25 protein-coding genes and 1 riboswitch are annotated in these 24,147 nt (G+C 69.0%); of the genes, 12 read left to right on the top strand and 13 right to left on the bottom strand.

Going from position 1 to position 24,147, the window contains the following annotated elements:
* Positions 1 to 81: 81 nt before the first annotated feature.
* Entirely contained in the window at positions 82 to 1,746 is a 1,665-nt protein-coding gene (locus tag HWD99_RS16695) for an ABC-F family ATP-binding cassette domain-containing protein (protein ID WP_241797311.1), read from the top strand.
* 20 nt (positions 1,747 to 1,766) lie between these two features.
* Here the strand turns inward: HWD99_RS16695 and HWD99_RS16690 are convergent, their stop codons facing one another.
* From HWD99_RS16690 to HWD99_RS16680, 3 genes are all read right to left on the bottom strand, one after another.
* Positions 1,767 to 2,111, bottom strand: coding sequence for a LysR family transcriptional regulator (locus tag HWD99_RS16690; RefSeq protein WP_241797310.1), 345 nt, complete (start codon positions 2,109 to 2,111; stop codon positions 1,767 to 1,769).
* Positions 2,112 to 2,242: 131 nt separating this feature from the next.
* Positions 2,243 to 2,542: a Fe-S cluster assembly protein HesB gene (locus HWD99_RS16685; protein WP_201469276.1), complete on the bottom strand. Its 300-nt coding sequence runs from the start codon at positions 2,540 to 2,542 to the stop codon at positions 2,243 to 2,245.
* A gap of 76 nt (positions 2,543 to 2,618) precedes the next feature.
* Positions 2,619 to 3,194, bottom strand: coding sequence for a GNAT family N-acetyltransferase (locus tag HWD99_RS16680; protein WP_241797309.1), 576 nt, complete (start codon positions 3,192 to 3,194; stop codon positions 2,619 to 2,621).
* Between the two features lie 101 nt (positions 3,195 to 3,295).
* Between HWD99_RS16680 and HWD99_RS16675 the strand changes: the two genes are divergently transcribed.
* Positions 3,296 to 3,838 (top strand): Dps family protein, encoded by a 543-nt coding sequence (locus HWD99_RS16675; protein ID WP_241797308.1) that lies wholly within the window; start codon positions 3,296 to 3,298, stop codon positions 3,836 to 3,838.
* Between the two features lie 21 nt (positions 3,839 to 3,859).
* On the opposite strand, the gene HWD99_RS16670 is transcribed toward HWD99_RS16675, so the two are convergent.
* Complete coding sequence (locus tag HWD99_RS16670) at positions 3,860 to 4,393, bottom strand: DUF6328 family protein (RefSeq protein WP_241797307.1); 534 nt, start codon at positions 4,391 to 4,393, stop codon at positions 3,860 to 3,862.
* A 69-nt stretch (positions 4,394 to 4,462) separates the two neighbouring features.
* Here HWD99_RS16670 and HWD99_RS16665 point away from each other — a divergent pair, with 69 nt between their 5' ends.
* Positions 4,463 to 4,684 carry a hypothetical protein gene (locus tag HWD99_RS16665; RefSeq protein ID WP_241797306.1) on the top strand — a complete coding sequence of 74 codons (222 nt, stop codon included), beginning with the start codon at positions 4,463 to 4,465 and terminating at the stop codon, positions 4,682 to 4,684.
* Positions 4,685 to 4,694: 10 nt separating this feature from the next.
* Here the strand turns inward: HWD99_RS16665 and HWD99_RS16660 are convergent, their stop codons facing one another.
* Complete coding sequence (locus HWD99_RS16660) at positions 4,695 to 5,276, bottom strand: 1-acyl-sn-glycerol-3-phosphate acyltransferase (protein ID WP_241797305.1); 582 nt, start codon at positions 5,274 to 5,276, stop codon at positions 4,695 to 4,697.
* Between the two features lie 94 nt (positions 5,277 to 5,370).
* Between HWD99_RS16660 and HWD99_RS16655 the strand changes: the two genes are divergently transcribed.
* Positions 5,371 to 5,514, top strand: a complete 144-nt coding sequence (locus HWD99_RS16655) for a hypothetical protein (RefSeq protein ID WP_241797304.1) — start codon at positions 5,371 to 5,373, stop codon at positions 5,512 to 5,514.
* Between the two features lie 21 nt (positions 5,515 to 5,535).
* On the opposite strand, the gene HWD99_RS16650 is transcribed toward HWD99_RS16655, so the two are convergent.
* On the bottom strand, positions 5,536 to 7,014 hold the full coding sequence (locus HWD99_RS16650; protein WP_241797303.1) for an MDR family MFS transporter: 1,479 nt from the start codon (positions 7,012 to 7,014) through the stop codon (positions 5,536 to 5,538).
* Between the two features lie 172 nt (positions 7,015 to 7,186).
* On the opposite strand from HWD99_RS16650, the gene HWD99_RS16645 reads away from it, so the two are divergent.
* The gene (locus HWD99_RS16645) at positions 7,187 to 9,232 is read left to right on the top strand and encodes an ABC transporter ATP-binding protein (protein ID WP_241797302.1); all 2,046 of its coding nucleotides are present in this window, start codon (positions 7,187 to 7,189) and stop codon (positions 9,230 to 9,232) included.
* A 48-nt stretch (positions 9,233 to 9,280) separates the two neighbouring features.
* Here the strand turns inward: HWD99_RS16645 and HWD99_RS16640 are convergent, their stop codons facing one another.
* Genes HWD99_RS16640 through HWD99_RS16610 form a run of 7 tightly spaced genes read right to left on the bottom strand, consistent with a single transcriptional unit; the run spans position 9,281 to position 16,620 of the window.
* On the bottom strand, positions 9,281 to 10,072 hold the full coding sequence (locus HWD99_RS16640) for an SDR family NAD(P)-dependent oxidoreductase (protein ID WP_241797301.1): 792 nt from the start codon (positions 10,070 to 10,072) through the stop codon (positions 9,281 to 9,283).
* A gap of 20 nt (positions 10,073 to 10,092) precedes the next feature.
* The gene (locus HWD99_RS16635; protein ID WP_241797300.1) at positions 10,093 to 11,040 is read right to left on the bottom strand and encodes a glycosyltransferase family 2 protein; all 948 of its coding nucleotides are present in this window, start codon (positions 11,038 to 11,040) and stop codon (positions 10,093 to 10,095) included.
* A gap of 45 nt (positions 11,041 to 11,085) precedes the next feature.
* Positions 11,086 to 12,225, bottom strand: a complete 1,140-nt coding sequence (locus HWD99_RS16630; RefSeq protein WP_241797299.1) for a cysteine desulfurase family protein — start codon at positions 12,223 to 12,225, stop codon at positions 11,086 to 11,088.
* A gap of 3 nt (positions 12,226 to 12,228) precedes the next feature.
* Positions 12,229 to 13,080, bottom strand: a complete 852-nt coding sequence (gene nadC, locus HWD99_RS16625) for a carboxylating nicotinate-nucleotide diphosphorylase (protein WP_241797298.1) — start codon at positions 13,078 to 13,080, stop codon at positions 12,229 to 12,231.
* The gene (gene nadB, locus HWD99_RS16620; protein ID WP_241797297.1) at positions 13,080 to 14,573 is read right to left on the bottom strand and encodes an L-aspartate oxidase; all 1,494 of its coding nucleotides are present in this window, start codon (positions 14,571 to 14,573) and stop codon (positions 13,080 to 13,082) included. The genes nadC and nadB overlap by 1 nt, the downstream gene beginning before the upstream one ends.
* Entirely contained in the window at positions 14,570 to 15,907 is a 1,338-nt protein-coding gene (gene nadA / locus HWD99_RS16615; protein ID WP_241797296.1) for a quinolinate synthase NadA, read from the bottom strand. Before nadA ends, nadB begins: the two co-directional genes overlap by 4 nt.
* Positions 15,904 to 16,620 (bottom strand): NUDIX domain-containing protein, encoded by a 717-nt coding sequence (locus tag HWD99_RS16610; RefSeq protein ID WP_241797295.1) that lies wholly within the window; start codon positions 16,618 to 16,620, stop codon positions 15,904 to 15,906. Before HWD99_RS16610 ends, nadA begins: the two co-directional genes overlap by 4 nt.
* A gap of 244 nt (positions 16,621 to 16,864) precedes the next feature.
* On the opposite strand from HWD99_RS16610, the gene HWD99_RS16605 reads away from it, so the two are divergent.
* From HWD99_RS16605 to gcvH, 7 genes are all read left to right on the top strand, one after another.
* Positions 16,865 to 18,559 (top strand): ABC transporter substrate-binding protein, encoded by a 1,695-nt coding sequence (locus HWD99_RS16605; RefSeq protein WP_241797294.1) that lies wholly within the window; start codon positions 16,865 to 16,867, stop codon positions 18,557 to 18,559.
* Between the two features lie 38 nt (positions 18,560 to 18,597).
* Positions 18,598 to 19,593 carry an ABC transporter permease gene (locus HWD99_RS16600; RefSeq protein WP_241797293.1) on the top strand — a complete coding sequence of 332 codons (996 nt, stop codon included), beginning with the start codon at positions 18,598 to 18,600 and terminating at the stop codon, positions 19,591 to 19,593.
* Complete coding sequence (locus HWD99_RS16595) at positions 19,586 to 20,566, top strand: ABC transporter permease (protein ID WP_241797292.1); 981 nt, start codon at positions 19,586 to 19,588, stop codon at positions 20,564 to 20,566. The genes HWD99_RS16600 and HWD99_RS16595 overlap by 8 nt, the downstream gene beginning before the upstream one ends.
* Positions 20,563 to 21,426: an ABC transporter ATP-binding protein gene (locus tag HWD99_RS16590; RefSeq protein ID WP_241797291.1), complete on the top strand. Its 864-nt coding sequence runs from the start codon at positions 20,563 to 20,565 to the stop codon at positions 21,424 to 21,426. Before HWD99_RS16595 ends, HWD99_RS16590 begins: the two co-directional genes overlap by 4 nt.
* Positions 21,427 to 21,428: 2 nt before the next feature.
* Positions 21,429 to 22,259 carry an ABC transporter ATP-binding protein gene (locus HWD99_RS16585; protein WP_374205485.1) on the top strand — a complete coding sequence of 277 codons (831 nt, stop codon included), beginning with the start codon at positions 21,429 to 21,431 and terminating at the stop codon, positions 22,257 to 22,259.
* Between the two features lie 126 nt (positions 22,260 to 22,385).
* Positions 22,386 to 22,480: riboswitch (glycine riboswitch) on the top strand.
* Between the two features lie 158 nt (positions 22,481 to 22,638).
* Entirely contained in the window at positions 22,639 to 23,745 is a 1,107-nt protein-coding gene (gene gcvT, locus HWD99_RS16580) for a glycine cleavage system aminomethyltransferase GcvT (RefSeq protein ID WP_241797289.1), read from the top strand.
* Positions 23,742 to 24,119 carry a glycine cleavage system protein GcvH gene (gene gcvH / locus HWD99_RS16575; protein ID WP_241797288.1) on the top strand — a complete coding sequence of 126 codons (378 nt, stop codon included), beginning with the start codon at positions 23,742 to 23,744 and terminating at the stop codon, positions 24,117 to 24,119. The genes gcvT and gcvH overlap by 4 nt, the downstream gene beginning before the upstream one ends.
* Positions 24,120 to 24,147: the final 28 nt, after the last annotated feature.

Below are 24,147 nucleotides of genomic sequence, written 5' to 3'. Positions count from 1 at the left end.
ACACGCCGGCGAGCCGCGCGGAGCGTGTGCGAACCGTGGTCATGGGTGCGGGCGACGTCGCGGGGCTGAGAGGATTGTCTGATGACCGCAACGCTCGTCGCCCAGAACCTGGCAGGTGGCTACGGTCACCGCATCCTTTTCGAAGGCCTCGACCTGACGGTCGCACCCGGCGATGTCATCGGCGTCGTCGGCGCGAACGGAGCGGGCAAGTCCACCCTGCTGCGGATCCTCGCGGGTGTGCTCGCGCCCGCGGAGGGATCGGTCTCGCTGGCCCCGACCGACGCCTTCGTCGGCTGGCTGCCGCAGGAGCACGAGCGCGTCGAGGGCGAGACGGTCGCCGAGTACATCGCGCGCCGCACAGGATGTGCGGAAGCGACCCGGGAGATGGATGCCGCGGCGGCCGCGCTCGGCGATCCTTCCCTCGCGCCCGCGGGCACGGACCCGGCCGACACCTACTCGGTCGCACTCGATCGCTGGCTCGCGAGCGGTGCGGCCGACCTCGACGAGCGCATTCCCGCGGTGCTGGACGATCTCGGCCTGCCGAGTGGCGGCGGGGTCGCGGCGGATGCACTCATGGTCGGACTGTCCGGTGGCCAGGCCGCCCGCGTCGGACTCGCCGCGCTGCTGCTCTCGCGCTTCGACATCGTCTTCCTCGACGAGCCGACCAATGATCTCGACCTCGACGGGCTCGATCGATTGGAATCCTTCGTGCGGGGGCTCCGCGGCGGCGTCGTTCTCGTCAGCCATGATCGAGAGTTCCTGGCGCGCAGCGTCACGCGCGTTCTCGAGCTCGACCTCGCCCAGAACTCGCATCGGCTGTACGGCGGCGGCTACGACGCGTACATCGAGGAGCGGGCCGTCGTGCGGCGTCACCTGCGCGAGAAGTACGACGAGTTCGCCGAGAAGAAGGCCGACCTCGTCGCGCGTGCGCGGACTCAGCGCGAGTGGTCGAGCCAGGGCGTGCGCAACGCGATGAAGAAGGCGCCGGACAACGACAAGATCAAGCGCAAGGCGTCGATGGAGTCGAGCGAGAAGCAGGCGCAGAAGGTCCGCCAGATGGAGAGTCGCATCGCTCGTCTCGACGAGGTCGAGGAACCCCGCAAGGAGTGGCAGCTCGAGTTCACGATCGGCTCGGCGCCACGCTCGAGCAGCGTCGTCTCGACGCTGAACGCCGCGACGTTCCGGCAGGGCTCGTTCAGCATGGGGCCGGTGTCCCTCCAGGTCGACGCGGGGGATCGGATCGGCATCACGGGGCCGAACGGCGCCGGGAAGTCGACTCTGCTTCGAGGGCTTCTCGGCCGACAGCAGCCCGTCGACGGCACATCAGCGCTCGGCAGCAGCGTGCAGATCGGTGAGATCGACCAGGCCCGTTCGCTCCTGGTCGGCGAGGCCGCTCTCGCCGACGCCTTCGAGGCACTGGTCCCCGAGATGGCCTCGGCCGAGGTGCGCACCCTGCTCGCGAAGTTCGGCCTCAGAGCCGACCACGTGACGCGACCCGTCGATGAGCTCTCGCCGGGCGAGCGCACCCGGGCTGCGCTGGCGCTGCTGCAGGCTCGAGGGGTCAACCTGCTGGTGCTCGATGAACCCACGAACCACCTGGACCTGCCCGCGATCGAGCAGTTGGAGCAGGCGCTGGAGTCGTACACCGGGACGCTTCTTCTCGTCACGCACGATCGCCGGATGCTCGACGCCGTGGAGACGAATCGTCGATGGAGCGTCGTGGACGGGCAGGTCGCCGAGCTCTGACCGTCGTCGAGCGCTGAGGGTCAGCGACCCTGACGCTTCTTGTACGGCTTCGGCTGCCCCTTCACGACGGGAGCCCGCCCCTTGCCTTTCGACGCCTTCGCCTTGCCTCCGGCCGGTGCCACGGTCTTCGCCGCGGGCGGAGGAGCAGCAGCCACCGTGGCCCGGGCCTCGTCGAGGAACAGCGTGCCGACGCTCGTCAGTCTCGGGGTTCCCTCACGGTTGATCAGGGTGTGGCCGACTTCGGCTTCCAGCTTGTCGAGGGAGGTGTACAGCGAAGCGAGGGGGATACCCAGCTCCTTCGCGGCTCGGGGGAAGTGCAGCGTCTCGGCGAGGACGACGTAGCGACGGAGCAGTGCCAACTTCATGCGCGTGAACGGTCCTTCTCGGGCCACGACGATCGCGGCTCTGGTTCTAACCTACGCGAGCCGGATGCGGAGACGCCCCGGACGCACGGATGCCGCGGCTCGAACGAGCCGCGGCATCCGGGAAGTCTTCGTCAGGCGACCTTCGGGAGCACGGCGAAGGACACCGAGCCTTCGTCGTCCACGCCGGCATCCAGAACCTTGTCGTCGAGCGCGGCGGCAGCCGTCTCATCGAGGAAGAGACGCGTCCCCGAGACCTCCACCACCTGGTCGGCGGGTTCGGGGTCGGGGGTGACCAGGACGGCGAGGCGCGCGCCTCCGTCGGGTCCTGGTGCGGGTGTGGAGTGGATGCGGAGCCCTGCGTCGGTGGCGTCGGTCTGACGGCTGACGAGGGTGTTCACGATTGCGGTGGCGTTATCGGTGAGGGTGAGCACGAGACTCTCCTTCCGGTTGCGGTCACGACGCGGGTGCGGCGTGTCCGGGCCACGATTCCTCACCCGCGGATGCGTTTCAACCCGACGCGCCCGGTTCGGAGGGGTCTCCCACCTGATGCAGAGGTTTTCTCAGGAACACCTGATCGGTGCCGTCTCCCTGAGGCACTCGCTCCGCCTCCCGGTAGCCGCAGGCCTCGTACAGGCGGATGTTCGCCTCGCTCAGGCTGCCGGTGAACAGCTCGGCGACCTCTGCCGACGACGACCGCTCGGCCGCCTCGAGAAGGTGGCGGCCGATGCCCTCGCCCTGCATGTCGGGAGCGATGGCGATGCGGCCGATCAGCAGCACCCCGTCGTCCTCGACATACCGGATCGCCCCCACGAGCCGCCCCCGCAGCCGCGCGGTCAACCCGTCGCCCGCGCGCAGCTCGGCCTCGACCTCGGTGAGCGTCTGCGTGAGCGGGGGCATATCGGCGGAGCCGTAGATCTGGGCCTCCGAGACGAACGCCGCGCGCTGCAGGGTGAGCACCTCACCGGCATCCGCTTCTGTGATCCTCGCGATCACCACGTCGGACTCGGTGTCGTCGGCGGATGCGGTGCGGTCTCGGGGATCGTTCGTGCTCTCGCGGTGTGCGTTCATGCTGTCTGTGGTCATCACCTGCGCAACGATCGGGCGTGGGGCCCTGCACTGTCAACCCCCTCGGTCTCCGCTGCCCGCGGGCGTACGGTCGCAAGTCGAACACGAGGAGGACAGCCATGGCTGAGAACACGAAGTCGAAGACCGCGGGCGCGTCGAAGCGCGGAGCCAAGACGACCAGGCGGCAGAACGCCGAGAAGGGCTTCACCGCATCCGCGACGCTGGCGGCGAATCTCCAGATCGTGCTCGTCGATCTCATCGAGCTCTCGCTCCAGGGCAAGCAGGCGCACTGGAACGTCGTCGGCCGCAACTTCCGCGACACGCATCGCCAGCTCGACGAGATCATCGACGCCGCACGCACCTTCAGCGACACGGTCGCCGAGCGGATGCGCGCCCTTCACGCTGTGCCCGACGGCCGCACGGACACGATCGTCGAGACGACATCGCTTCCGGCCTTCCCCGCGGGCGAGGTGTCGACGACCGACACGATCGACCTGATCACCGCGCGCCTGGACGGGGTCGTCGGTACCATCCGCGAGGTGCACGACGCCGTCGACGACGAGGACCCGACCTCCGCCGACATCCTGCACGCCGTCATCGAGAGCCTCGAGCAGTTCGCCTGGATGGTCAGCGCCGAGAACCGGAGCCCGGCGGGTCGCTGACGCCCGACGCGCGGGGGGAGGTCAGCCGCGGTCGACCTCCCGCCGCCGGTCTGCCTCCCGACGCACCAGCCGAGGGAGCACGAGCCAGAGAAGAAGGACCCCCACCAGGGAGGACACGAGCGCGATGAGCCCCGCGGCGCGATCGACGGTGAAGTCGATGATCAGAGTCGTGACGCCGATCGTGAGTGCGGAGATGGCCACGAGATCGATCTTCACGATCCGTGCGGCCACCAGGACCAGCTCCGGCTTGCGGCTGCTGCCGAACAGCGCTCGATGCATGCCGACAGGAGCGAGCGCGAGGATCGTGGCGAGTGCCGCGAGCGCGACGAGGACGACGTACACGTCCCGCTGGAACTCGTCCATGTCCTCGAATCGCGGGGTGAAGGCCACAGCGAGAAGGAATCCGGTGAGGATCTGCGTTCCGGTCTGCATCACGCGGAGCTCCTGCAGGAGCTCCTCCCAGTTGCGGTCGGCACGCTCATTGCGCGTCTCATCTCGTCCGTCGAGGCGGTCGTCGTGCTCCGCAGACGGTGTCGCGGGGTCGTCAGATCTCATCCGCCCAGTCTCCCGGGCGCTCTCCGATGCTGTCCAGACACTTGTGCGGTGCCCGAGAAGGAGATCGCGATGACACTGCCCCCGATTCGCGAGTGGTGGTCCGAGCTGTCGCTGGAGGCCCGTGTCGATGTGCTCGGCGATACCGCGCCGCACCTCGGCGAGGGCGTGCGCGAAGAGATCCGCACGATCACGGGAGCCGTGGTCGGCATGACCGAGACGCTGTCGGACGAGGACCTCGACTATGCGCGCTCCGCAGCGCGCGCGGAGGTCGACGCCGCGAGCACCGAGTGATCGACGAGAGTCAGCTCTCGTCGGCGCCCTTCTCCTCGCGCAGACGGGGCACCGTGCGTCGCTCCGGACGAAGCCCTGACTTGTCGGCGTAGAACGCACGGATCCGATCCATGTCGGCCGCGACGTCTCCCGTGAGATCGAGCGTCGGCCCGAGGCCCGTCGTCATCGTGGTGCGGTCGACGAATCCGAGCGTGACCGGCATGCCCGTCTCGCGAGCGATGCGGTAGAACCCCGACTTCCAGTACTCGTTGCCGCCGCGGGTGCCGTCCGGAGTGATCACGAGACCGAAGACGTCGCCGGAGTGGACCTGCGCCACGACATCGTTCACGACACGGGCGGGGTCGGATCGATCGACGGGGATACCGCCCAGGCTCCGCATGATCGGTCCCCGCCATCCGCGGAACAGACTGCTCTTGCCGAGCCAATGCACCTCGATGCGGAGGCGCCAGGCGATGGCGAGCATGAGGACGAAATCCCAGTTCGAGGTGTGGGGCGCACCGATCAGGATCGTCGGGCGTGTGGGGGTTCCCTCTGCGGTGAGGGTCCAGCGGCTGAACGTCCAATACAGTCGGGCGAGGAGTCGTGTGAGCACCCGTCAACCGTAGGGGAGCGGGCCTGTCGTTTCGCTGTCGATCGGCGTGTCGGATTTCGACGCCATCCGTGCGCAGCAGGCGTAGCATCTAATGATGGCCAAGACACAGGACTCCGTCGAGCAGGAAGCACCCGTCGTGCTCCAGCCGCTTCCGGACGCTCTGAACCTGCTCGAAGACGCCGCCGTCGGTTACTGCAGCGGCGGCGTCTGCCACATTCCCGCGTCTCAGACGCAGTAGCGGTCAGACGCCGCCCGGCGATCAGTGGCCGCCGTGCGTGCCTCCGGCGACGTCATCCGCCGGCTTGCGGACGAACGCACTCAGTGCGACGGCAGCCAGCGAGATGATCGCAGCGATGAGGAAGGCCATGCGTGCGCCCGGCGCACCCGCCGCCGCAGTCTCGAGACCCTCGGCCTCTCCCGCGTGGAGGATCGCCGAGTAGGTCACGGTGAGCACGGCCACGCCGGCGGCGCCACCGACCTGCTGGAGCGTGTTGAGCACCGCGGATCCGTGAGAGTAGAGCGAGCGCTGCAGCGAGCCGAGCGAGGCGGAGAACAGCGGAGTGAACGACATCGCGAGACCGACCGACATCACCGCCTGGACGATGATCAGCACCCACCACACGGTGTGCTCGCCCACGGTCGAGTAGTAGAACAGCGCCGCCGACACGAGGATCGTCCCCGGTATCAACAGCGGACGCGTGCCTCGTGCGTCGTAGACGCGACCCATGATCGGACCCAGCAGACCCATCAGCACCGAGCCGGGCAGCAGGATGAGCCCTGACTGGAGCGCGTTGAGCCCCGCGACGTTCTGGAGGTACTGGGGGAGCAGGGTCAGCGTGCCGAACATCGACAGGGCGAGGATCGTCATGATGATGACGGAGAACGTGAAGTTGACCGAGCGGAAGACGCGCAGGTCGAGGAGCGCGTCGTCGATGCGCTGCAGCACGATCTGACGCCAGACGAAGAGCGCGAGCGCGACGGCGCCGACGACGAGCGACGACACGCCGACGACCTCGCCGGAGCCCCCGTGTCCGCCGAACTGGCTCAGACCGAAGACGATGCCGCCGAAGCCGAGCGCCGCGAGGGGGATCGAGACGACGTCGAGCGGAACGGCGCGGGTCTCACCGAGGTTCGTCATCCACTTCGCACCCATGAGCAGCGACACGATGGCGATCGGCAGGACGATGGCGAACAGGGCTCGCCAGTTGAGCGTCTCGAGCACGGCGCCGGCGAGCGTCGGGCCGATCGCCGGAGCGAGCGAGATGACGAGACCGACGCGGCCCATCATGCGACCGCGCGACTGCGGCGGGACGACGTTCATGATCGTGGTCATGAGCAGCGGCATCATGATCCCGGTGCCCGCAGCCTGGATCACGCGGCCGGCGAGGAGGACCTCGAAACCGGGCGCGACCATCGCCACGAGCGTGCCGATCGAGAACGCGGTCATCGCCGCGATGAAGACCTGGCGTGTGGTGAAGCGCTGCAGGATGAACCCGGTGGTCGGGATCACGACGGCCATCGTCAGCATGAACGCGCTCGTCAGCCACTGCCCGAGCTCGGGCGGGATGCCGAGGTCGGCGTTGAGGTGCGGGATCGCGATCCCCATCGTGGTCTCGTTGAGGATCGCGACGAACGCCGCCACCAGCAGCAGCCAGATCACGCGCATGTCGCTGCGGGGGATCTCGCCGGGAGCTGTGGCGGGCGGCGTGGTGATCGAACCGGTGTCGACGGCAGACATGCGGCCTCCTAGGCACAGAAAGAAGAGGGAGGGAGCGCGCGAGTGCGCGAGGAACATTCAGCGTAACCACAGGTTCGGACATTTCATTCCGGATTCGGGTGAATCCGCTGTCGGCGGAGCCAGTTGCACCGGATCGGACCGCAGCGTCGGCGGTGCTGGCTACGCTGACGGGATGAGCATGGGTGGGATGCACGGCGGATTCCGCCGCGTCGATGAGGACACGCAGCGGCGGCTGAATGCCGACGCGCCTCGGATCAGCGGTCTCGGAGCGAGAGTGATCGCCCTGTTCAGGCCCTACAAGTGGCGCATCGTCATCACCGGCGTCCTCGTCGTGCTCGGCGCGGGCATCGCGGTGATCCCGCCCCTCATCGTGCAGCGCATCTTCGACGATGCGCTCTTCCCCGTCGCCGGGGGCGGCCCGCAGATCCAGCTGCTGATCTGGCTGGTCTCGGCGATGGTCGGCCTCTTCCTGCTCTCCGCCGTGCTCGGGGTGGCGCAGACCTGGTTCACATCGACCGTCGGCAACAGCGTCACGGGTGACCTCCGCGTCCGGCTGTTCGAGCATCTGCAGGCGATGGAGCTCGGGTTCTTCACCCGCACGAAGACCGGCGTCATCCAGTCGAGGCTCCAGAACGACGTCGGCGGGGTCTCCGGGGTGCTGACGAACACCGTCACCAGCATCCTGGGAAATGTCGTGACCGTCATCGCCTCGCTCGTCGCGATGATCCTGATCGACTGGCGGCTGACCCTGATCGCCGTGGTGCTGATGCCCTTCCTCATCATCGTGCAGCGCCGCGTCGGCCAGGTGCGGGCGCGCATCGCGGGCGAGACCCAGGAGTCGCTCTCCGAACTCACCTCGATCACGCAGGAGACGCTCAGCGTCTCGGGGATGCTGCTGTCGAAGGCGTTCAATCGGCAGCGCACCGAATCCGCGCGCTATCAGGCGGAGAACCGCAACCAGGTGACCCTGCAGGTGCGACGGGCCATGAGCGGACAGGGGTTCTTCGCCGTCGTGCAGGTGCTCATGGCGAGCGTTCCCGCCGTCATCTACCTCGTCTCGGGATACCTGATCGCGGGTGGCAGCGGGGCGATCACGGCCGGCACCGTCGTGGCGTTCACGACCGTGCAGGCACGGCTGCTCCAGCCGCTCATGGGCCTCATGCGCGTGTCACTCGACCTGCAGACCTCGTCCGCGCTGTTCGCCCGGATCTTCGAGTACCTCGATCTGGTTCCCGAGATCCGCGACGCCCCGGACGCCATCTCGGTCGAGGCCGCGCCGGGGCCTCGCGGCCGCATCGAGTTCCGCGACGTGGTCTTCCGGTATCCCGACGCGGCACCCGACGCGCGCCCCACTCTGCACGGGGTCTCCTTCGTCGCCGAGCCGGGGCAGCACGTGGCGTTCGTCGGTCCCTCGGGAGCCGGCAAGACCACCGTGCTCTATCTCGCTCCACGTCTGTACGAGGTGCGCGGCGGTGCGGTGCTGTTCGCCGGTGAGGACGTGCGCGCCCTCACGCAGGAGTCGATCATCGACAACGTCGGGATCGTGTCGCAGGAGACCTATCTCTTCCACGCGACGATCCGCGAGAACCTGCTGTACGCCAAGCCCGGCGCCACAGAACAGGAGATGATCGCGGCGTGCACCGCGGCGAACATCCACCACATCATCGCGGGCTTCGAGGACGGCTACGACACCGTTGTCGGTGAACGCGGATATCGGCTCTCGGGCGGCGAGAAGCAGCGCATCGCGATCGCGCGGGTGCTGCTCAAGGACCCGCCGGTGCTGCTGCTCGACGAGGCGACCTCCGCTCTGGACACGGTCTCGGAGCGAGTCGTGCAGGAAGCCCTCGACGAGGCGGCCAAGGGGCGCACCACGCTGACCATCGCGCATCGTCTCTCGACGGTGATCGGCGCGGACACCATCCACGTCCTCGAGGCCGGGCAGATCGTCGAGTCGGGCACGCACGCGCAGCTTCTCGCGCACGGGGGGCTCTACGCCGAGCTCGCCGCGCAGCAGGTCGCCGCCTCACGGGTGATCGACACCGAGGCCGTGATCGAAGACGCGGTCACCGGGGGAGTCGCGGCCGCCCTCTCGCACCGCCGCGCCGATCGCGCCCCCGAGGACTCAGCGGGCGCTGATGCCGTCGCGGCTCTCACCGCGCCCGTTCCCCTGCTGGACGCGTCGCGGCCCGATGCGCGCGTCTACCCCGCGGAGGCATGACCGTCACCGCGACGCATCACGCACGGCGGGGTACGAGGGCGCAGACGGTCAGTGGACCGACATTCCGCCGTCGATGAAGATCGACTGTCCCGTGACGTACGACGATCCCGCACCCGCGAGGAACACGGCAGCGCTCGCGAAGTCGGAGGGGAGGCCGTTCCTGCCGATCATCGTGCGAGCGGCGAGCGCGGAGATCTGCGCAGGGTCCTCCTGCAGGCGCGCGTTCAGGGGCGTCAGCACGAAGCCGGGGACGAGCGAGTTGCTCGTCACCCCGGTGCCGCCCCACGCTTCGGCCTCGGAGCGCATGAGCGACTCGACGGCTCCCTTGGAGGCGCCGTAGACACCGCTGCCGACGAAGGCGCGGTGCGCCTGCTGCGAGGTGATGTGGATCAGTCGCCCGTATCCACGCTGCGCCATCCCGGTGGCGAACCTCTGCCCGAGCAGGAACGGCGCGAGGGCGTTCACGGTCATCGTCGCATCCCAGTCCGCCTCCGTGATCTCGGCGAACGGCGGGCGGATGTTGATCCCTGCCGAGTGCACGACGATGTCGGGCTCGCCGAAGGGGGCGACGACCGCGTCGGCCACGGCATGGATGCCGGCGCGGGTGCCGAGGTCGCCGACGATGCCGGCCGCGGTGCATCCGGCATCCGTCAGCTCGTGCACGGTCTCGGCGATCCGCGATTCGCCCCGCGCCACGATGACGGTCGAGGCGCCCGCCCGGGCGAGAGCGGTGGCGATACCCCGGCCGATGCCGGAGCTGCCGCCCGTGATCACGGCGGTGCGTCCGGCGAGGGAGAAGAGCCCGGCGAGGTAGTCGTCGGGGAGGTGCTGGTCGTTCATGAAGCTCCTGAGGCGGTCTCTCACCAGGCCAGCGCGGCCGTGATGCGGGGGTCGGGTCGTGCGCGATCGAACTCGGGCAGAGCCTCCAGCTCGGCGACGAAGGACGACACGAGTGCCGCGTACTCGGGATCGGGGTGCGTGCGGGCGATGTCGACGAGCGGGGGCAGATCCATCGCCAGGATCAGTTCGAGTCGGGCGCTCACGGCCTCGGCAGCGCCCGCCGCGTGCAGGATCCGGATGCCGCCGCGCAGCGCGCCGATGTAGTCGCGCAGCACGGGGAGCTGCGCCTTGCCCTGCGTGATCGACGTCCCGTCGGCCCGCAGCCGCCAGCGCACCACCACATCGGGGATCACGTCGAAGGCGCGAGCACGCGTGTACATGGTCTGGGCGACGATCTGGTCCTCGTAGGCGACCCCTTCGGGGAAGCGCAGATCGTCCCAGAGCTCGAGACGGCTGATCTTCGACCAGGCGACGATGTTGGAGCCGGCGTGCGGATGCTCATGGATCGTCGTCGCGAGCCGCTCCGGGTCTGTGGCCGCGGACACCCACGGCTGCACGCGCCCCGGGACATAGCGCTCGCCGTCGAACCGCGTGCGCACATACGCGCCCGCGACGAAGTCGCTGCCCGTCTCGGCGAGGGTGTTCGTGAGCCTCTCGAGAGCGGTGGGGGTCAGTTCGTCGTCGCCGTCGAGGAAGCCGACCAGCGGGGTGTCCACGAGATCCAGCGCGACGTTGCGCGCCGCGCCGAGTCCGCGCGACGCCTCGTGCGCGATGTGCCGGAACCGCGGGTCGTCCTCCGCCGCCGCACGGAAGATCGCGCCCGTCTCGTCGCGGGAGCCGTCGTCGACGAGGATCGCGTGCCAGCGCCGTTCGGTCTGCGCGCGCAGCGAGTCGAGTGCGTCCGGTGCGAACCCGGCGATGTCGCGTCCGGGAACGATGACGGTCACGAGGGGGGATGCAGCGGTCACGAGCCGAGTCTAGGGCCGGGATGTCGACGCGGGACGCGCCCTGCGTCACATGTCGCCGACGCTGCGGACGGAGTCGGCGACGAGGGCCGCGAGGCGTTCGGGCGCGTCGTCCGGCAGCGGTTCGCGGCCGAAGGTGAAGCGCACGGCGGTCTGAGCGACGACGGGATCGATGCCGCAGGCGAGCAGCACGTGCGAGGGCTCGTCGCTGCCGGCAGCGCAGGCGGAGCCGCTCGAGGAGACGACACCCCGACGCTCCAGCTCCAGCAGCACGGCCTCACCGCTGACGCCCCCGAGGGTGAAAGACGCCGTACCGGGCAGCCGCTCGACCGGATCGCCCGTGAGCTCGGCGCCGGGTACGAGTGCGCACACGGCGTCGATGAACCGTCGCGTCGCGACCCCCACACGGGCCGCGACGGCCTCGCGCTCGGACTCGGCGAGCTCGAGCGCGGTCGCGAGCCCGACGGCGCCCGCGACGTTCTCGGTGCCGGAGCGGCGCCCGCGCTCCTGACCGCCACCGTGCAGCAGCGGCTCCATCGGCACGCGGCCGCGCACAGCGAGGGCGCCGATGCCCTTGGGTGCCCCGAGCTTGTGCCCGGCGATCGCGATGGCATCGGCTCCTGATCCCGCCAGTGCGAGCCACCCCGCCGACTGCACGGCATCCATGTGCACCGGCACACCCGCCTTCCGCGCGACGCCCGTGAGGGCGGGGAGGTCCTGGATCGTGCCGATCTCGTTGTTGGCGTGCCCGAGAGCGATGAGAGACGTGTCGTCGCGCATCACGGTGTGCAGCGAGTCCGGGGTGATCCGCCCTCGCCGGTCCACGGGCACGTGCGACACCTCGACGCCGTGGAAGCGGCGCAGATACTCGGCCGACTCGAGGATCGACTCGTGCTCGATCGGCGACACGATGAGATGGCGGCGTCCCTCGGCGAGTGCGGCCAGGACGATGCCCTTCACCGCGAGGTTGTTCGCCTCGGTGCCCCCTGCGGTGAACACGATGTCGCCGGTGCGCATGCCGAGCACCCGTGCCACGCGCGAACGGGCGTCCTCGAGTGCGCTCGCCGCGGCCTCGCCGACCGTGTGATGGCTCGACGGATTGCCGAACACCGACGTGAGGTACGGCGTCATCGCCTCCAGCACCTCGCGGCGCACCGGGGCCGTCGCGGCATGGTCGAGGTAGATCATGGCTCAGTCGATCCGGACGTCCAGGCCGAGATCCAGGGCCCGCGACGAGTGGGTGAGGGCGCCGACCGAGATCACGTCGACGCCGGTCGCGGCGATGTCGCGGACCGTCTCGAGGCTCACGCCGCCCGAGGCCTCGACCTGGGCGCGACCGGCGATCACGGCGACGCCGGCGCGGAGCTCGTCGAGTGTGAAGTTGTCGAGCAGGACGGTGTGCGCGCCGCCGGCGAGGACGTCTGCGATCTGATCGAGGCGGTCGACCTCGACCACCACGTGGGTCGTGTGCGGCAGGCGGGACAGGGCTTCGCGGAGGGCGGTCGCCAGGTCGGCTCCGGAGCGCTGCAGCACCGCCAGGTGGTTGTCCTTCGCCATCACGGCGTCGGACAGCGAGTACCGGTGGTTGTGCCCGCCCCCGCTGACCACGGCGTGGCGTTCGACGGCGCGCAGACCCGGTGTGGTCTTGCGGGTGTCGGCGATCCTGGCGTGCGTCGAGGCGACCGCGTGCACATATGCGGCCGTGACCGTGGCGATCCCGCTCATCCGCTGGGTGAAGTTCAGCGCGATCCGCTCGGCGGTCAGGATGCTGCGTGCGGTGCCCGTCACCGAGGCGAGGACGTCTCCTGCGACGAACTCGTCGCCGTCTCCGACGTGCACGTCGATCCGCAGGGTCGGGTCGGTGAGGGCGAATGCCGCCGTGAAGACCTCGCCGCCGCTGAACACACCGGGCTCGCGTGCGACGAGATCGGCTGTCGCCGTCGCATCGGCGGGCAGCAGGGTGGAGCTGGTGAGATCGCCCCAGGGTGCGTCCTCTTCGAGTGCTGCGCCGACGACGCGGGTGATGATGGCGGGGGTGAGCATCAGACGGTCTCCAAGACGGGGGCGATGGCGGATTCGAGATGGTGCGATCCCACGGACTCGGTGCGTGCGAGCGCGGCGGTCGCCGTCGCGGCGGCGAGCGTGAGGAGGTTGGCGTCCTCGTGGTCGGCGATGCTCTGCAGGGGGAGGGGCTGCGCCGCCCAGACCGCGATCGTGTCGCACGCGCGACGGATGCCCTCGGCGCTGCGGAGGAGGCCGACCTCGTCCCACATCAGTCGTTGCAGCGCGGCGCGGGTGAACGGCACGGCATGCGTGTTGCGCGCAGCGGAGACAGGTGCGGGCGGCGCGACCGGGCGCGTGTCGGATGCGGCGGGCCAGGGCAGCGCGAGCGCCGCAGCGGCACGGGCTCCGAAGACAGCGCCCTCGAGGAGCGAGTTGGAGGCGAGCCGGTTCGCCCCGTGCACGCCGGTGCGCGCCGTCTCGCCCACGGCGAAGAGGCCGGGGATCGTCGTGCGCCCGTCGGTGTCGGTGACGATGCCGCCCATGAGGTAATGCGCCGCGGGAGTGACGGGGATCGGGGTCGTGGACCAGTCGAAACCGCGTTGGCGTGTGACTCGATCGATCGTCGGGAAACGGCGTCGAAGCGTCTCGGCTCCGAGCATCGTGGCGTCGAGTCGCACCGGCGAGCCCTGCTCCGCGGCGCGGCGGGCGATGGCCCGGGCGACGACATCGCGCGGGGCGAGCTCTCCGTCGGGGTGGCTCTCGAGGGTGAAGCGGCGTCCCTCGTCGTCGATGAGCGTCGCGCCCTCGCCGCGGACGGCTTCGGACACGAGGAACGCGGGACCCGCCGCCAGGATCGTCGGGTGGAACTGCACGAACTCGAGATCCGCGACGGCGGCACCGGCGCGGATCGCCGCGGCGATCCCGTCACCGGTCGTGCCCTCGGGATTGGTGGTGTGGGAGTAGAGATGACCGGCGCCGCCGGTCGCGAGCACCACGGCATCCGCCTCGAGGACCGTCGAGACGTCGTCGATCAGCAGCCGGACGCCGCGGGCGGTGCCGTCGGTCACGACCAGATCGAGGAGGAACGCGTTCTCCACGACGCTGACGTCCGACGCGCGAGTGGCCGCGACGAGTGTCCCCGCGATCGCGGCCCCCGTCGCGTCGCCCCCGGCGTGCACGATGCGTGCGCGACTGTGCGCGGCCTCGCGGCCGCGGAGGAGGGAGCCGTCGGCGGAACGGTCGAAGGCGACTCCGCGCGCGATCAGCTCGGCGATCCGCTCGGCGGCGCCGTCGACGAGGATCTCGACCGCCGCGGGATCCGCGAGACCCGCCGCAGCGGTCAGAGTGTCCGCCGCATGCAGCGCGGGAGAGTCGTCGGGACCGTACAGACCGGCGACGCCGCCCTGCGCGTATCCCGTGCATCCGTCGCCGAGCGATCCCTTGGTCACCACGGTCACCGAATGTCCCCGCTCGTGGGCGTGCAGCGCTGCGGAGAGCCCGGCGATGCCGGAGCCGACGACGATCAGGTTCATCGCGTGCCCGCCGTCACCGGGGGCCTGGCTGCGAGCATCCGCTCCAGTGCGACGCGGGCGGGATCCGCGACATCGGGGGTCACCGTGATGCGGTTCGGCGTGCGCCCCGCGACGAGCTCCTCGAGCACCCAGGCCAGGTATCCCGGGTGGATCCGGTACATCGTCGAGCAGGGGCAGACGACGGGATCGAGGCAGAAGATCTCGTGCTGCGGGAACTGCGCGGCCAGGCGGCGCACGAGGTTGATCTCGGTGCCGATCGCGAAGGTCGTGGGTTCGGTCGCCGCGGCGATCGCCCGGCGGATGTAGTCGGTCGAGCCCGCCTCGTCGGCGGCGTCGACCACATCCATGGGGCACTCGGGGTGCACGATCACCCGCGCGCCCGGGTGCTCGGCGCGCGCCTGATCGATCTGCGCGACGGTGAAGCGGCGGTGCACCGAGCAGAACCCGTGCCACAGGATGACGCGGGAGTCGACTAGGTCGGATGCCGTGGAGCCGCCGAGCGCCTTGCGGGGATTCCACATCGGCATCTGCTCCAGCGGCACACCCATCGCCTTGGCCGTGTTGCGTCCGAGGTGCTGGTCGGGGAAGAACAGCACTCGCTGTCCTCGTTCGAAGGCCCACTCGAGCACGGTCTGCGCGTTCGACGACGTGCAGACGATGCCGCCGTGCCTGCCGACGAAGCCCTTGATCGCGGCGGAGGAGTTCATGTACGTCACGGGGATCACCGGCACCCGGCCCGCGGCATCCCGGGCCTCGAGATCGCCCAGCACCTCGGCGAGCTGCTCCCAGCAGTCCTCCACCTGGTCGATGTCGGCCATGTCGGCCATCGAGCAGCCGGCTGCGAGGTTCGGCAGGATCACGGCCTGCTCGGGGCCGGAGAGCAGGTCGGCCGTCTCCGCCATGAAGTGCACGCCGCAGAAGATGATCGCCTCGGCGTCCGCCCGATCCTTCGCCGCCGTGGCGAGCTGGAACGAGTCGCCGACATAGTCGGCGTGGCGCACGACCTCCTCGCGCTGGTAGAAGTGCCCGAGGATCACGGCGCGGTCGCCCAGGGTCGCCTTCGCGGCCCGGATGCGCGCGTCGAGCTCGTCCTCGCTCGCCTCGCGGTAGGCCGCGGGGAGTTCGCCCTGCCGGGGCGAGCCCGTCGGGATGACATCGCCCATCGAGGAGCCGGGGCCGTATCCGGGACGCGCGTCGAAGTCCCAGGGGCCCGCTGCGAGGTCGGTGGTGCAGGTCGCGTCGGTCGATGCGCCCGACACGATCGACTGGATCGCGTGGTCGACGGATGCGTCGGGCGGCAGGATCGACGGATTCGGAACGAAGGTGATGCTCATCGGGTGCTCGTTTCCTCGGGGCCGAGAGGACCGTGATCGGCCAGCTCGACATCGGTGTTGTAGCGGTAGAGGCGGGCAGGGCGGTGGCTGCCGGTGCGGAACTGATCGGTGGGGAGCAGATTGCCCGCAGATTCGACCTGGCGCCGGAAGTTGGCCGGATCCAGATGCTTGCCGAGGATCGCCTCGTAGGCTTCTCGGAGGTCGGCGAGGGTGAACTCGGCGGGAAGGAATCCGTGCGCGACCCGGCTGTAGCCGACCTTGCTGCGCAGTCGCCACAGGGCGTAGTCGACGATCTTGCCGTGGTCGAAGGCGAGCGGGGGCAGCTCGTCGAGATCGAACCAGCGAACGTTCTCGGGTGCTCGGCCCGAGGCGCGGTGCGCCGCGCTCTGCGCGTCGACGTCGTCCTGGCGCAGCAGCGCCCAGTACACGATCGACACCACGCGCGTGGGGGAGCGGTCGACGGCTCCGAAGGCGTAGAGCTGCTCGAGGTAGCTCGGAGTCAGACCGGTGGTCTCGGCGAGGGTCCTGGCCGCGGCGTCGACGGGCGACTCGGCGGCGGTGAGCCATCCGCCGGGCAGCGCCCACTGGTCGGCGAACGGCTCGCGAGTGCGCAGCACGAGCGGCAGCGCGAGCACCGCTGAGCCGTCGGCGGTGCGACGCAGCGTGAGGATCACCGTGGAGACGGCGACATCGATGCCCGAGCTTTGAGTCATTGGTACCTTAACCTCCGAGATCGATCTTAGTGTCATCGCGACCCTTACTGCACCTGTGTGACGCCCCGGTTGCCGAGGCCGAAACGTTATAGATGAGCGTTCCGAACGCTTGTCGCCCGGAAAGGGATTTGTTAGGTTACTGTCCTAACAAATCCCTTTCCCGGGGGTCTGTCACGGGTCCCATCCGGGGCCCGGCTCCATCCGGAGATCCCTCCTGCAGTGCAGCACCGAGAGGAAATACAGAATGATCCGTAACGGAAGGCGCAAGATCGCGCTCACCGCTGTGGCGGGGGCATCCGTCCTCGCCCTGGGTTTGACCGCCTGTGGCGCAGGCGGCAGCAGCGAGGGGAGCGGTGGCGACGGCGACCGCGCGCTTCGCGTCTGGGCGGGCAGCCAGACCCCGATCACCGCGAACTACAACCCGTTCGCGCCGACGGTGCTCCACGGAGCCCTCGGCCCCATCTACGAACCGCTGTTCTTCTTCAACAAGACCGCGGACTCCGATCCCGTCGGACTCATCGGCGACTCGTACGAGTACAACGAGGACGGCACGGTGATCACGATCACCATCAAGCCGGACCTCACCTGGAGCGACGGCGAGCCGCTCACGGCCGCCGATGTCGCCTTCTCCTTCGGCTATGAGGCGAACAACCCCGAGGGCAACGGTCTCGTCTCGGCGGAGGCGACCGACGACACCACGGTCGTGCTCACCTACGCGACCGCCCAGTACACGACCGAGTTCCAGCGCCTCGGCTCGACCTACATCCTCCCCGAGCACATCTGGGCCGATGTCACCGACTTCGCGAACTTCGCGAACGAGGAGCCCGTGGGGTCCGGCCCGTACGTCGTCGACAAGACGACGAGCGAGTCCTACACCCTCGTCGCGAACGAGAACTTCCGCGGCGCCGACGAGCTCGGCGTCAAGAAGGTCCAGTACATCGCGGTGGACAACAACCAGACCGCACAGGACCTGCTCGCGGCCGGACAGCTCGACTGGACCGGGATGTTCATCCCGAACCCCGACGATGTCACGGGCAACGGAGCGATCGAGTGGATCAACACCCCGCAGGACCCGACCGTGCTCTACACCTGCTCGAACGCCGAGCTGGGCTGTGCCGGACCGCAGACCGACGTCGCCGTGCGGCAGGCGCTGAACGTCGCGATCGACCGCGCCGCCATCAAGGACAAGGCGTTCGTCGGACTCACCGGCGACATCTCGCCGGCCTTCACGCTGCTCCCTCGCGATGAGAAGTGGCTCGCCGACCCGGCCAACGAGGTCAGCCCGCAGGAGGCGGATGCTGCCGAGGCAGGCTCGATCCTCGAGGCGGCCGGCTACACCAAGGGGTCCAGCGGCATCTACGAGAAGGACGGAGTGCCCGTCGAGCTCAGCCTGATCTCGGTCGACGGATGGACGGACTACAACGACGCCGCGAAGCTGATCGCCGAGCAGGCGGAGGCGGCCGGCATCAAGGTCACCGCCTCGACCGTGCAGTGGCAGGAGTTCTCCGACGCCCGCCAGGGCGGCGACTACCAGCTCATCGTCGGCGGTGTCATCGGCACCTCCGTGGCGGACCCGTTCCAGATCTACCGTGACTGGTTCGGCGGAACGACGGTCGAATCGACCGCTCCCGTCGGCACCGAGGTGCCCGCAGGACGCTGGAACTTCAGCCGCTACAGCAACCCGGTCGTCGATCAGGCGATCCAGGCGGCGGTCAGCACGGACGACGAGGCCGAGAAGCAGGCCCTGTACGGCACCATTCAGACCGAGATCGTGCGCGACCTGCCGTACATCCCGCTCGTCGTCAACGCGACGCAGACCTTCTACAACACGAAGGACTTCACGGGCTGGCCGACGGAGGACGATCTCTACGCCTTCCCGCCGTCCTGGGGCGCGATCGCGGCGGGATACATCCTGACGCAGCTGCAGCCGGTCAAGTAGCGAATGGAGTCGGGGGAGCAGGAAGCACGGTCTGTGACATGAAGTTCTATGCACGAAGAATCGGGTTCTACGCGTTCACGCTGTGGGCCGCGATCTCACTCAACTTCCTGCTTCCCCGGCTCATGCCGGGGAACCCGGCGGACATCATGATCGCCAAGATGCAGCGGGCGGGTGGCGAGGTCTCCGAGACCACGATCCGCAACATCAAGCTGCTCCTCGGCGGTGATGACTCCTCTCTCTGGGAGCAGTACATCGCGTACTGGGGGCGGATGCTCCAGGGCGACCTGGGCATCTCGGTGACGAAGTTCCCCACCCCCGTGAGCGAGCTGATCAGCCAGGCGCTGCCGTGGACCCTCGTCCTCGTCGGCACGGTGACCGTCATCTCCTTCATCCTGGGCGTCGTACTCGGCGCCTGGGCGGGGTGGAAGCGGGGGACCTGGGTCGACCACCTCATCCCCGCGACGACCGTGCTGCAGTCGATCCCCTATTTCTGGATGGCGCTGCTGCTCGTCTCGATCTTCGCCGTCGGCCTCGGCTGGTTCCCGATCTTCGGCGGCTACGACGTCTTCGAGTTCCCCGACGGCCCCGAGCCGACGTGGGCGTTCTTCACGAACGCGCTCTCGCACGCCATCCTCCCCGCACTCACCATCGTGATCTCCTCGGTGGGCGGCTGGATGTTCGGGATGCGCAACATGATGGTGCAGACCATGGCCGAGGACTACGTCCTGACCGCCGAGGCCAAGGGGCTCCGCCCCCGACGCATCATGACGACCTACGCCGCGCGCAACGCCGCGATCCCGTCGATCGCAGGGTTCTCGATCACGCTCGGATTCGTCGTCGCCGGGTCCATCGTGATGGAGCAGGTGTTCACCTATCCGGGCATCGGCAAGCTGATGTTCCAGGCGGTCACGAACAACGACTACGCGCTGATGCAGGGACTCTTCCTCGTCATCACGATCACGGTGCTCGCCGCCAACTTCATCATGGACCTCGTCTATGGCTTCATCGACCCGAGGGCTCGCCAGAATGTCTGACACCGAGAACACAGCGCTGATCACCAGGGATCAGCCCACGACCCAGCCCGCGAGCACCATCTCGCTGGCGACTCAGCGCGGACGCAAGCGACGGCGCGTGCTCCCCATCACGTCGCCGAAGTTCGTCGTCGGCGCGATCCTCGTGCTGTCGATCGTGCTGTTCGCGATCATCGCGCCGATCTTCTCGCAGAACCCGCGCAGCACCGACAACCCGGCTCTGCTGCCGCCGTCGCCGGAGCATCTGCTCGGAACCACCAAGCTCGGCAACGACATGTTCGCGCAGCTCGCGATCGGCGCACAGGGGTCCCTTCTCGTGGGCGTGGTCGCCGGCGGCATCGCGATCGTCCTGTCGCTGGTGTTCGGCGTCCTCGCCGGATACCTCGGCGGATGGCGGGAGGATGCTCTCGCCCTGCTCACCAACGTGATGATCGTGATCCCCGGCCTGCCCCTCGTGATGGTCATCGCCTCGTTCGTGCCGCAGCGCAGCTGGCAGCTGGTCGCGTTCGTCCTCGGCATCACCTCGTGGGCCGGTGCGGCGTACGTGCTGCGACTGCAGACGCGCTCGCTGCGGACGCGCGACTACGTCTACGCGTCGAAGGTCGCGGGGGAGCGGTCGTTCCGCGTCATCCTCGTCGAGATCATGCCGAACCTGCTGCCGCTGCTCACGGCGCAGTTCCTCTTCGCGATCATCTTCGCGATCCTCGGCGAAGCGGGGCTGTCGTACCTGGGCCTCGGACCGAACTCGTCGATCACGTGGGGCACGATCCTCAACGACGCGCAGTCCGGCCAGGCGCTCGGTCGCGGTGCCTGGTGGTGGTTCGTGCCGCCCGGCATCATGATCGCCCTCCTCGGTGCGGGCCTCGCCCTCATCAACTTCGCGATCGACGAAGTCATCAACCCCAAGCTGCGCAATGCACCAGACGCCGCGCGTCGCGTGCGCAAGGCCGCCAAGACGAAGGGGGTCGCCGCGTGAGCGCTCCGGATGCCGTGCTCTCCGCGCGGAACGTGTCGATCGAGTACGAGGTGGACCCGCCCGTGAAGGCGGTTCGCGACGTCACTCTCACTCTGAACCGGGGTGAGATCCTCGGACTCGCGGGTGAATCGGGGTGCGGCAAGACCACGCTCGCCTACGGGATGAACCGTCTGCTCAAGGCCCCGGCGCTCATGACGAGCGGCGAGATCGTGTTCCACGACCGCGACGGCAGTGACATCGACGTCGTCGCGCTCGACGGAGACGGCCTCCGCGCCTTCCGCTGGGACAAGATCTCGATGGTCTTCCAGGGAGCGATGAACTCGCTCAACCCCGTGATCAGCGTCCGGGCGCAGATCTTCGACATCTTCGACACGCATCGTCCCGGCATGTCGAAGAAGGACAAGCAGGCGCGCGCCGAGGAGCTGCTGACCCTGGTCGGGGTCGATCCGGCGAGACTGACGAGCTTCCCGCATGAGCTCTCGGGAGGCATGCGTCAGCGCATGATGATCGCCATGGCGCTCGCGCTGGATCCGCAGGTGATGATCATGGACGAGCCCACCACCGCGCTCGACGTCGTGGTGCAGCGGGGCATCATCCGCGAGATCATGCGGCTGCGCGAGAGGCTCGGCTTCGCCGTGATCTTCATCACGCACGACCTGCCGATGCTGATCGAGATCAGCGACCGGATCGCGGTCATGCTCCAGGGGCAGATCGTCGAGGAGGGCACGGCCGAGGAGATCTACCGCACGCCGCAGCACGAGTACACGAAGAGACTGCTCTCGAGCTTCCCGAGTCTCACCGGCGAGCGTGGCGACTTCGTCCGCACCGGAAACCAGCCCAGTCAGGAGGAGGTCCGATGAGCATCGCGACGCTGGAGGCACGCCACCTCGTCAAGGACTTCACTCTGCGCTCCGGTCTGAAGACGTCGACCCTGCATGCCGTGAAGGACGTGTCGTTCACCCTCGAGTCCGGCAGGACGATCGCTCTGGTCGGCGAGTCCGGATCGGGCAAGTCGACCATCGCCCGGATGCTCATGAAGCTCGAGACTCCGACGAGCGGCCAGATCCTGCTCGACGGCCACGAGACGGGCACGCGCGGACGCGCCGTCGAGCGCTACCGCTCGCAGGTGCAGATGGTGTTCCAGGACCCGTTCGCGTCGCTCAACCCCTTCCATTCGATCCTCCACCACCTCGAGCGGCCGATCCGCCTGCACCATCCCTCGCTGTCGGGTGCGCAGGTGCGCGAGCGTGCGATCGAGCTCCTCGAACGCGTGCGGCTGTCGCCGGGGGAGAGCTTCGCCGACCGACGCCCGCACGAGCTCTCCGGCGGTCAGCGCCAGCGTGTGGCGATCGCCCGGGCGCTCGCGCCCGGCGCGCGATTCATCGTCGCCGACGAGCCGGTGTCGATGCTCGACGTGTCGATCCGACTCGGGGTGCTGAACCTGCTGGCGGATCTGCAGCGCGAGGACGATCTCGGCGTCCTCTACATCACGCACGACCTCGCGACGGCTCGGCATTTCAGCGACGAGATCATGGTGCTCTACAAGGGCGACGTGGTCGAGCGCGGCCCCGCCGACGAGGTGATCCTCAACCCGCAGCACGAGTACACGAAGACTCTTCTGGGGGCGGCACCCGAACCCGAGAACCTGGGTCGCCTGCGTGATGAGGTGCGCGCCGAGCTCGCCGGTTTCTGAGCATCCGCTCCGGTCGCGCTTCCCGCCGCGCTCGGTCGCACCGAGCGACGGGAGCGCGACCGGAACGCGTGCCTCGACGGACACAGGCGACCGGCTAGACTGATGCCACAACTGAAGACAGGCCGAATGACCCACGCGGGAGAGCCCCGGCGAATGCAGCCGGGCACCGAAGGAGCAAGCCTCCCCGCCAATCTCTCAGGTACGCGTACCGCGCGGTTCCGGCCACTCTGAAAAGCGAGAACGAGCGATGCTGTAGCGCACGTGATCCGCCGACGGTGAAAGCCCAGTCTCTGGGCGAAGCTCTCAGGCCCATGACAGAGGGGGAGTTCCGAGGAACGGCGTCGTCGCTGTTCCGCCCGACCCAGCCCGGGAGAACTCCATGTCCGACCCTCGCTATACCCCGCTCCGCACTCGCCATGAGGCGCTCGGCGCATCGTTCACCGACTTCGGCGGCTGGCAGATGCCGGTGCGCTACACGTCGGACCTCGCCGAGCACCATGCCGTGCGCGATGCCGCCGGGATCTTCGACATCTCGCACATGGCCGAGTTCACCGTGCGCGGCGCGGACGCCTCGGCGTTCCTCGACCATGCGCTCGCCGGACGCCTGTCCGCTCTCGCGGTCGGCAAGGCCAAGTACTCGCTCCTGCTCGCCGAGACCGGCGGCATCATCGACGACGTCATCGTCTACCGCCTCGAGGACGATGACTTCCTCGTCATCTCGAACGCCGGAAACCGGGATGCCGTGCGCGAGGCCTTCGGCGCCCGCACCGGCTCGTTCGACGTCGTCGTCGCCGACGTCTCCGACGAGTACGCCCTGATCGCCGTCCAGGGGCCGCAGGCCGAGGCGATCGTCGCCGCGACCGCGGGCATCGCCGACGTCAGCATCCCGTGGGACGTGCAGAAGTACTACGCCTGGGCCTCGGCGAGCTTCCGCGATCGTCCGCTGCTGCTCGCCCGCACCGGGTACACCGGCGAAGACGGCTTCGAGCTTCTCGTCGCGGCCGACGACGCGGCCGACCTGTGGGATGCGGTGCTCACGGCCGGCGCGCCGCACGGCCTCGTCCCGGCGGGGCTCGCGGCCCGCGACACCCTCCGTCTGGAGGCGGGGATGCCGCTGTACGGACATGAGCTGACCCTCGACACCAAGCCGGTGCAGGCGGGACTCGGCCGCGTCGTGGTCGCCGCGAAGGAGTCCTTCGTCGGGAAGGACGGCCTGGACGCCGCCCCTGACGCCCCCGTGCTCGTCGGCCTCGTCGCCGAGGGGAAGCGCGCGGGTCGCGCCGGGTACTCGGTCGTCGATGCGGACGGCGCGGTGCTCGGCGAGATCACCAGCGGCGCGCTCAGCCCGACGCTCGGACACCCGATCGCGATGGCGTACGTGACGCCGTCTTCCGCTGCGGAGGGAACCGCAGTATTCCTTGATGTGCGGGGGACCAGCATCCCCGCGACCGTGACCGCCCTGCCTTTCTATCGGAGGACCAAATGACCGACCTCAACGCGCTCCACTACACCGACGAGCACGAATGGATCGCCGCTGACGGCGGCACCGCGACCATCGGCATCACCGACTATGCGGCCGAGAAGCTCGGCGACGTGGTCTTCGTCGAACTCCCCGCCGTCGGCACCGAGATCACCGCGGGTTCCGTCGTGGGCGAGATCGAGTCGACCAAGTCCGTCGGCGAGCTCTACGCGCCGGTCACCGGCACGGTCGTCGAGATCAACGACGCCGTCGTCGACGACCCCTCGCTCGTCAACGCCGAGCCGTTCGCGGGCGGCTGGCTCATCAAGGTCTCCGTCGCCGACGGTGCCCTCGAGGGACTGATGGACCGCGACGCGTACGTCGCTCTGACGGAGGGCTGATCCACCCGTGACCTCTTTCGCCGATCGT

The organism is Microbacterium sp. C5A9 (assembly GCF_022627955.1).
In the GTDB taxonomy this organism is placed as follows: Bacteria; Actinomycetota; Actinomycetes; order Actinomycetales; family Microbacteriaceae; genus Microbacterium.
Note: the sequence above shows the minus strand (reverse complement) of the source record. Positions and strands in the feature narration are given on the sequence as shown.

What these genes read in the sequence shown, in the direction of transcription:
- HWD99_RS16595 (WP_241797292.1), top strand. Translation starts at nt 19,586, where the DNA reads ATGTCTGACACCGAGAACACAGCGCTGATCACCAGGGATCAGCCCACG.
- HWD99_RS16670 (WP_241797307.1), bottom strand. Translation starts at nt 4,393, where the DNA reads ATGAGATCTGACGACCCCGCGACACCGTCTGCGGAGCACGACGACCGC.
- gcvH (WP_241797288.1), top strand. Translation starts at nt 23,742, where the DNA reads ATGACCGACCTCAACGCGCTCCACTACACCGACGAGCACGAATGGATC.
- HWD99_RS16690 (WP_241797310.1), bottom strand. Translation starts at nt 2,111, where the DNA reads ATGAAGTTGGCACTGCTCCGTCGCTACGTCGTCCTCGCCGAGACGCTG.
- HWD99_RS16600 (WP_241797293.1), top strand. Translation starts at nt 18,598, where the DNA reads ATGAAGTTCTATGCACGAAGAATCGGGTTCTACGCGTTCACGCTGTGG.
- HWD99_RS16640 (WP_241797301.1), bottom strand. Translation starts at nt 10,072, where the DNA reads ATGAACGACCAGCACCTCCCCGACGACTACCTCGCCGGGCTCTTCTCC.
- HWD99_RS16610 (WP_241797295.1), bottom strand. Translation starts at nt 16,620, where the DNA reads ATGACTCAAAGCTCGGGCATCGATGTCGCCGTCTCCACGGTGATCCTC.
- gcvT (WP_241797289.1), top strand. Translation starts at nt 22,639, where the DNA reads ATGTCCGACCCTCGCTATACCCCGCTCCGCACTCGCCATGAGGCGCTC.
- HWD99_RS16605 (WP_241797294.1), top strand. Translation starts at nt 16,865, where the DNA reads ATGATCCGTAACGGAAGGCGCAAGATCGCGCTCACCGCTGTGGCGGGG.
- HWD99_RS16695 (WP_241797311.1), top strand. Translation starts at nt 82, where the DNA reads ATGACCGCAACGCTCGTCGCCCAGAACCTGGCAGGTGGCTACGGTCAC.
- HWD99_RS16675 (WP_241797308.1), top strand. Translation starts at nt 3,296, where the DNA reads ATGGCTGAGAACACGAAGTCGAAGACCGCGGGCGCGTCGAAGCGCGGA.
- HWD99_RS16680 (WP_241797309.1), bottom strand. Translation starts at nt 3,194, where the DNA reads ATGACCACAGACAGCATGAACGCACACCGCGAGAGCACGAACGATCCC.
- nadA (WP_241797296.1), bottom strand. Translation starts at nt 15,907, where the DNA reads ATGAGCATCACCTTCGTTCCGAATCCGTCGATCCTGCCGCCCGACGCA.
- HWD99_RS16665 (WP_241797306.1), top strand. Translation starts at nt 4,463, where the DNA reads ATGACACTGCCCCCGATTCGCGAGTGGTGGTCCGAGCTGTCGCTGGAG.
- HWD99_RS16655 (WP_241797304.1), top strand. Translation starts at nt 5,371, where the DNA reads ATGGCCAAGACACAGGACTCCGTCGAGCAGGAAGCACCCGTCGTGCTC.
- HWD99_RS16650 (WP_241797303.1), bottom strand. Translation starts at nt 7,014, where the DNA reads ATGTCTGCCGTCGACACCGGTTCGATCACCACGCCGCCCGCCACAGCT.
- nadC (WP_241797298.1), bottom strand. Translation starts at nt 13,080, where the DNA reads ATGCTCACCCCCGCCATCATCACCCGCGTCGTCGGCGCAGCACTCGAA.
- HWD99_RS16630 (WP_241797299.1), bottom strand. Translation starts at nt 12,225, where the DNA reads ATGATCTACCTCGACCATGCCGCGACGGCCCCGGTGCGCCGCGAGGTG.
- HWD99_RS16645 (WP_241797302.1), top strand. Translation starts at nt 7,187, where the DNA reads ATGAGCATGGGTGGGATGCACGGCGGATTCCGCCGCGTCGATGAGGAC.
- nadB (WP_241797297.1), bottom strand. Translation starts at nt 14,573, where the DNA reads ATGAACCTGATCGTCGTCGGCTCCGGCATCGCCGGGCTCTCCGCAGCG.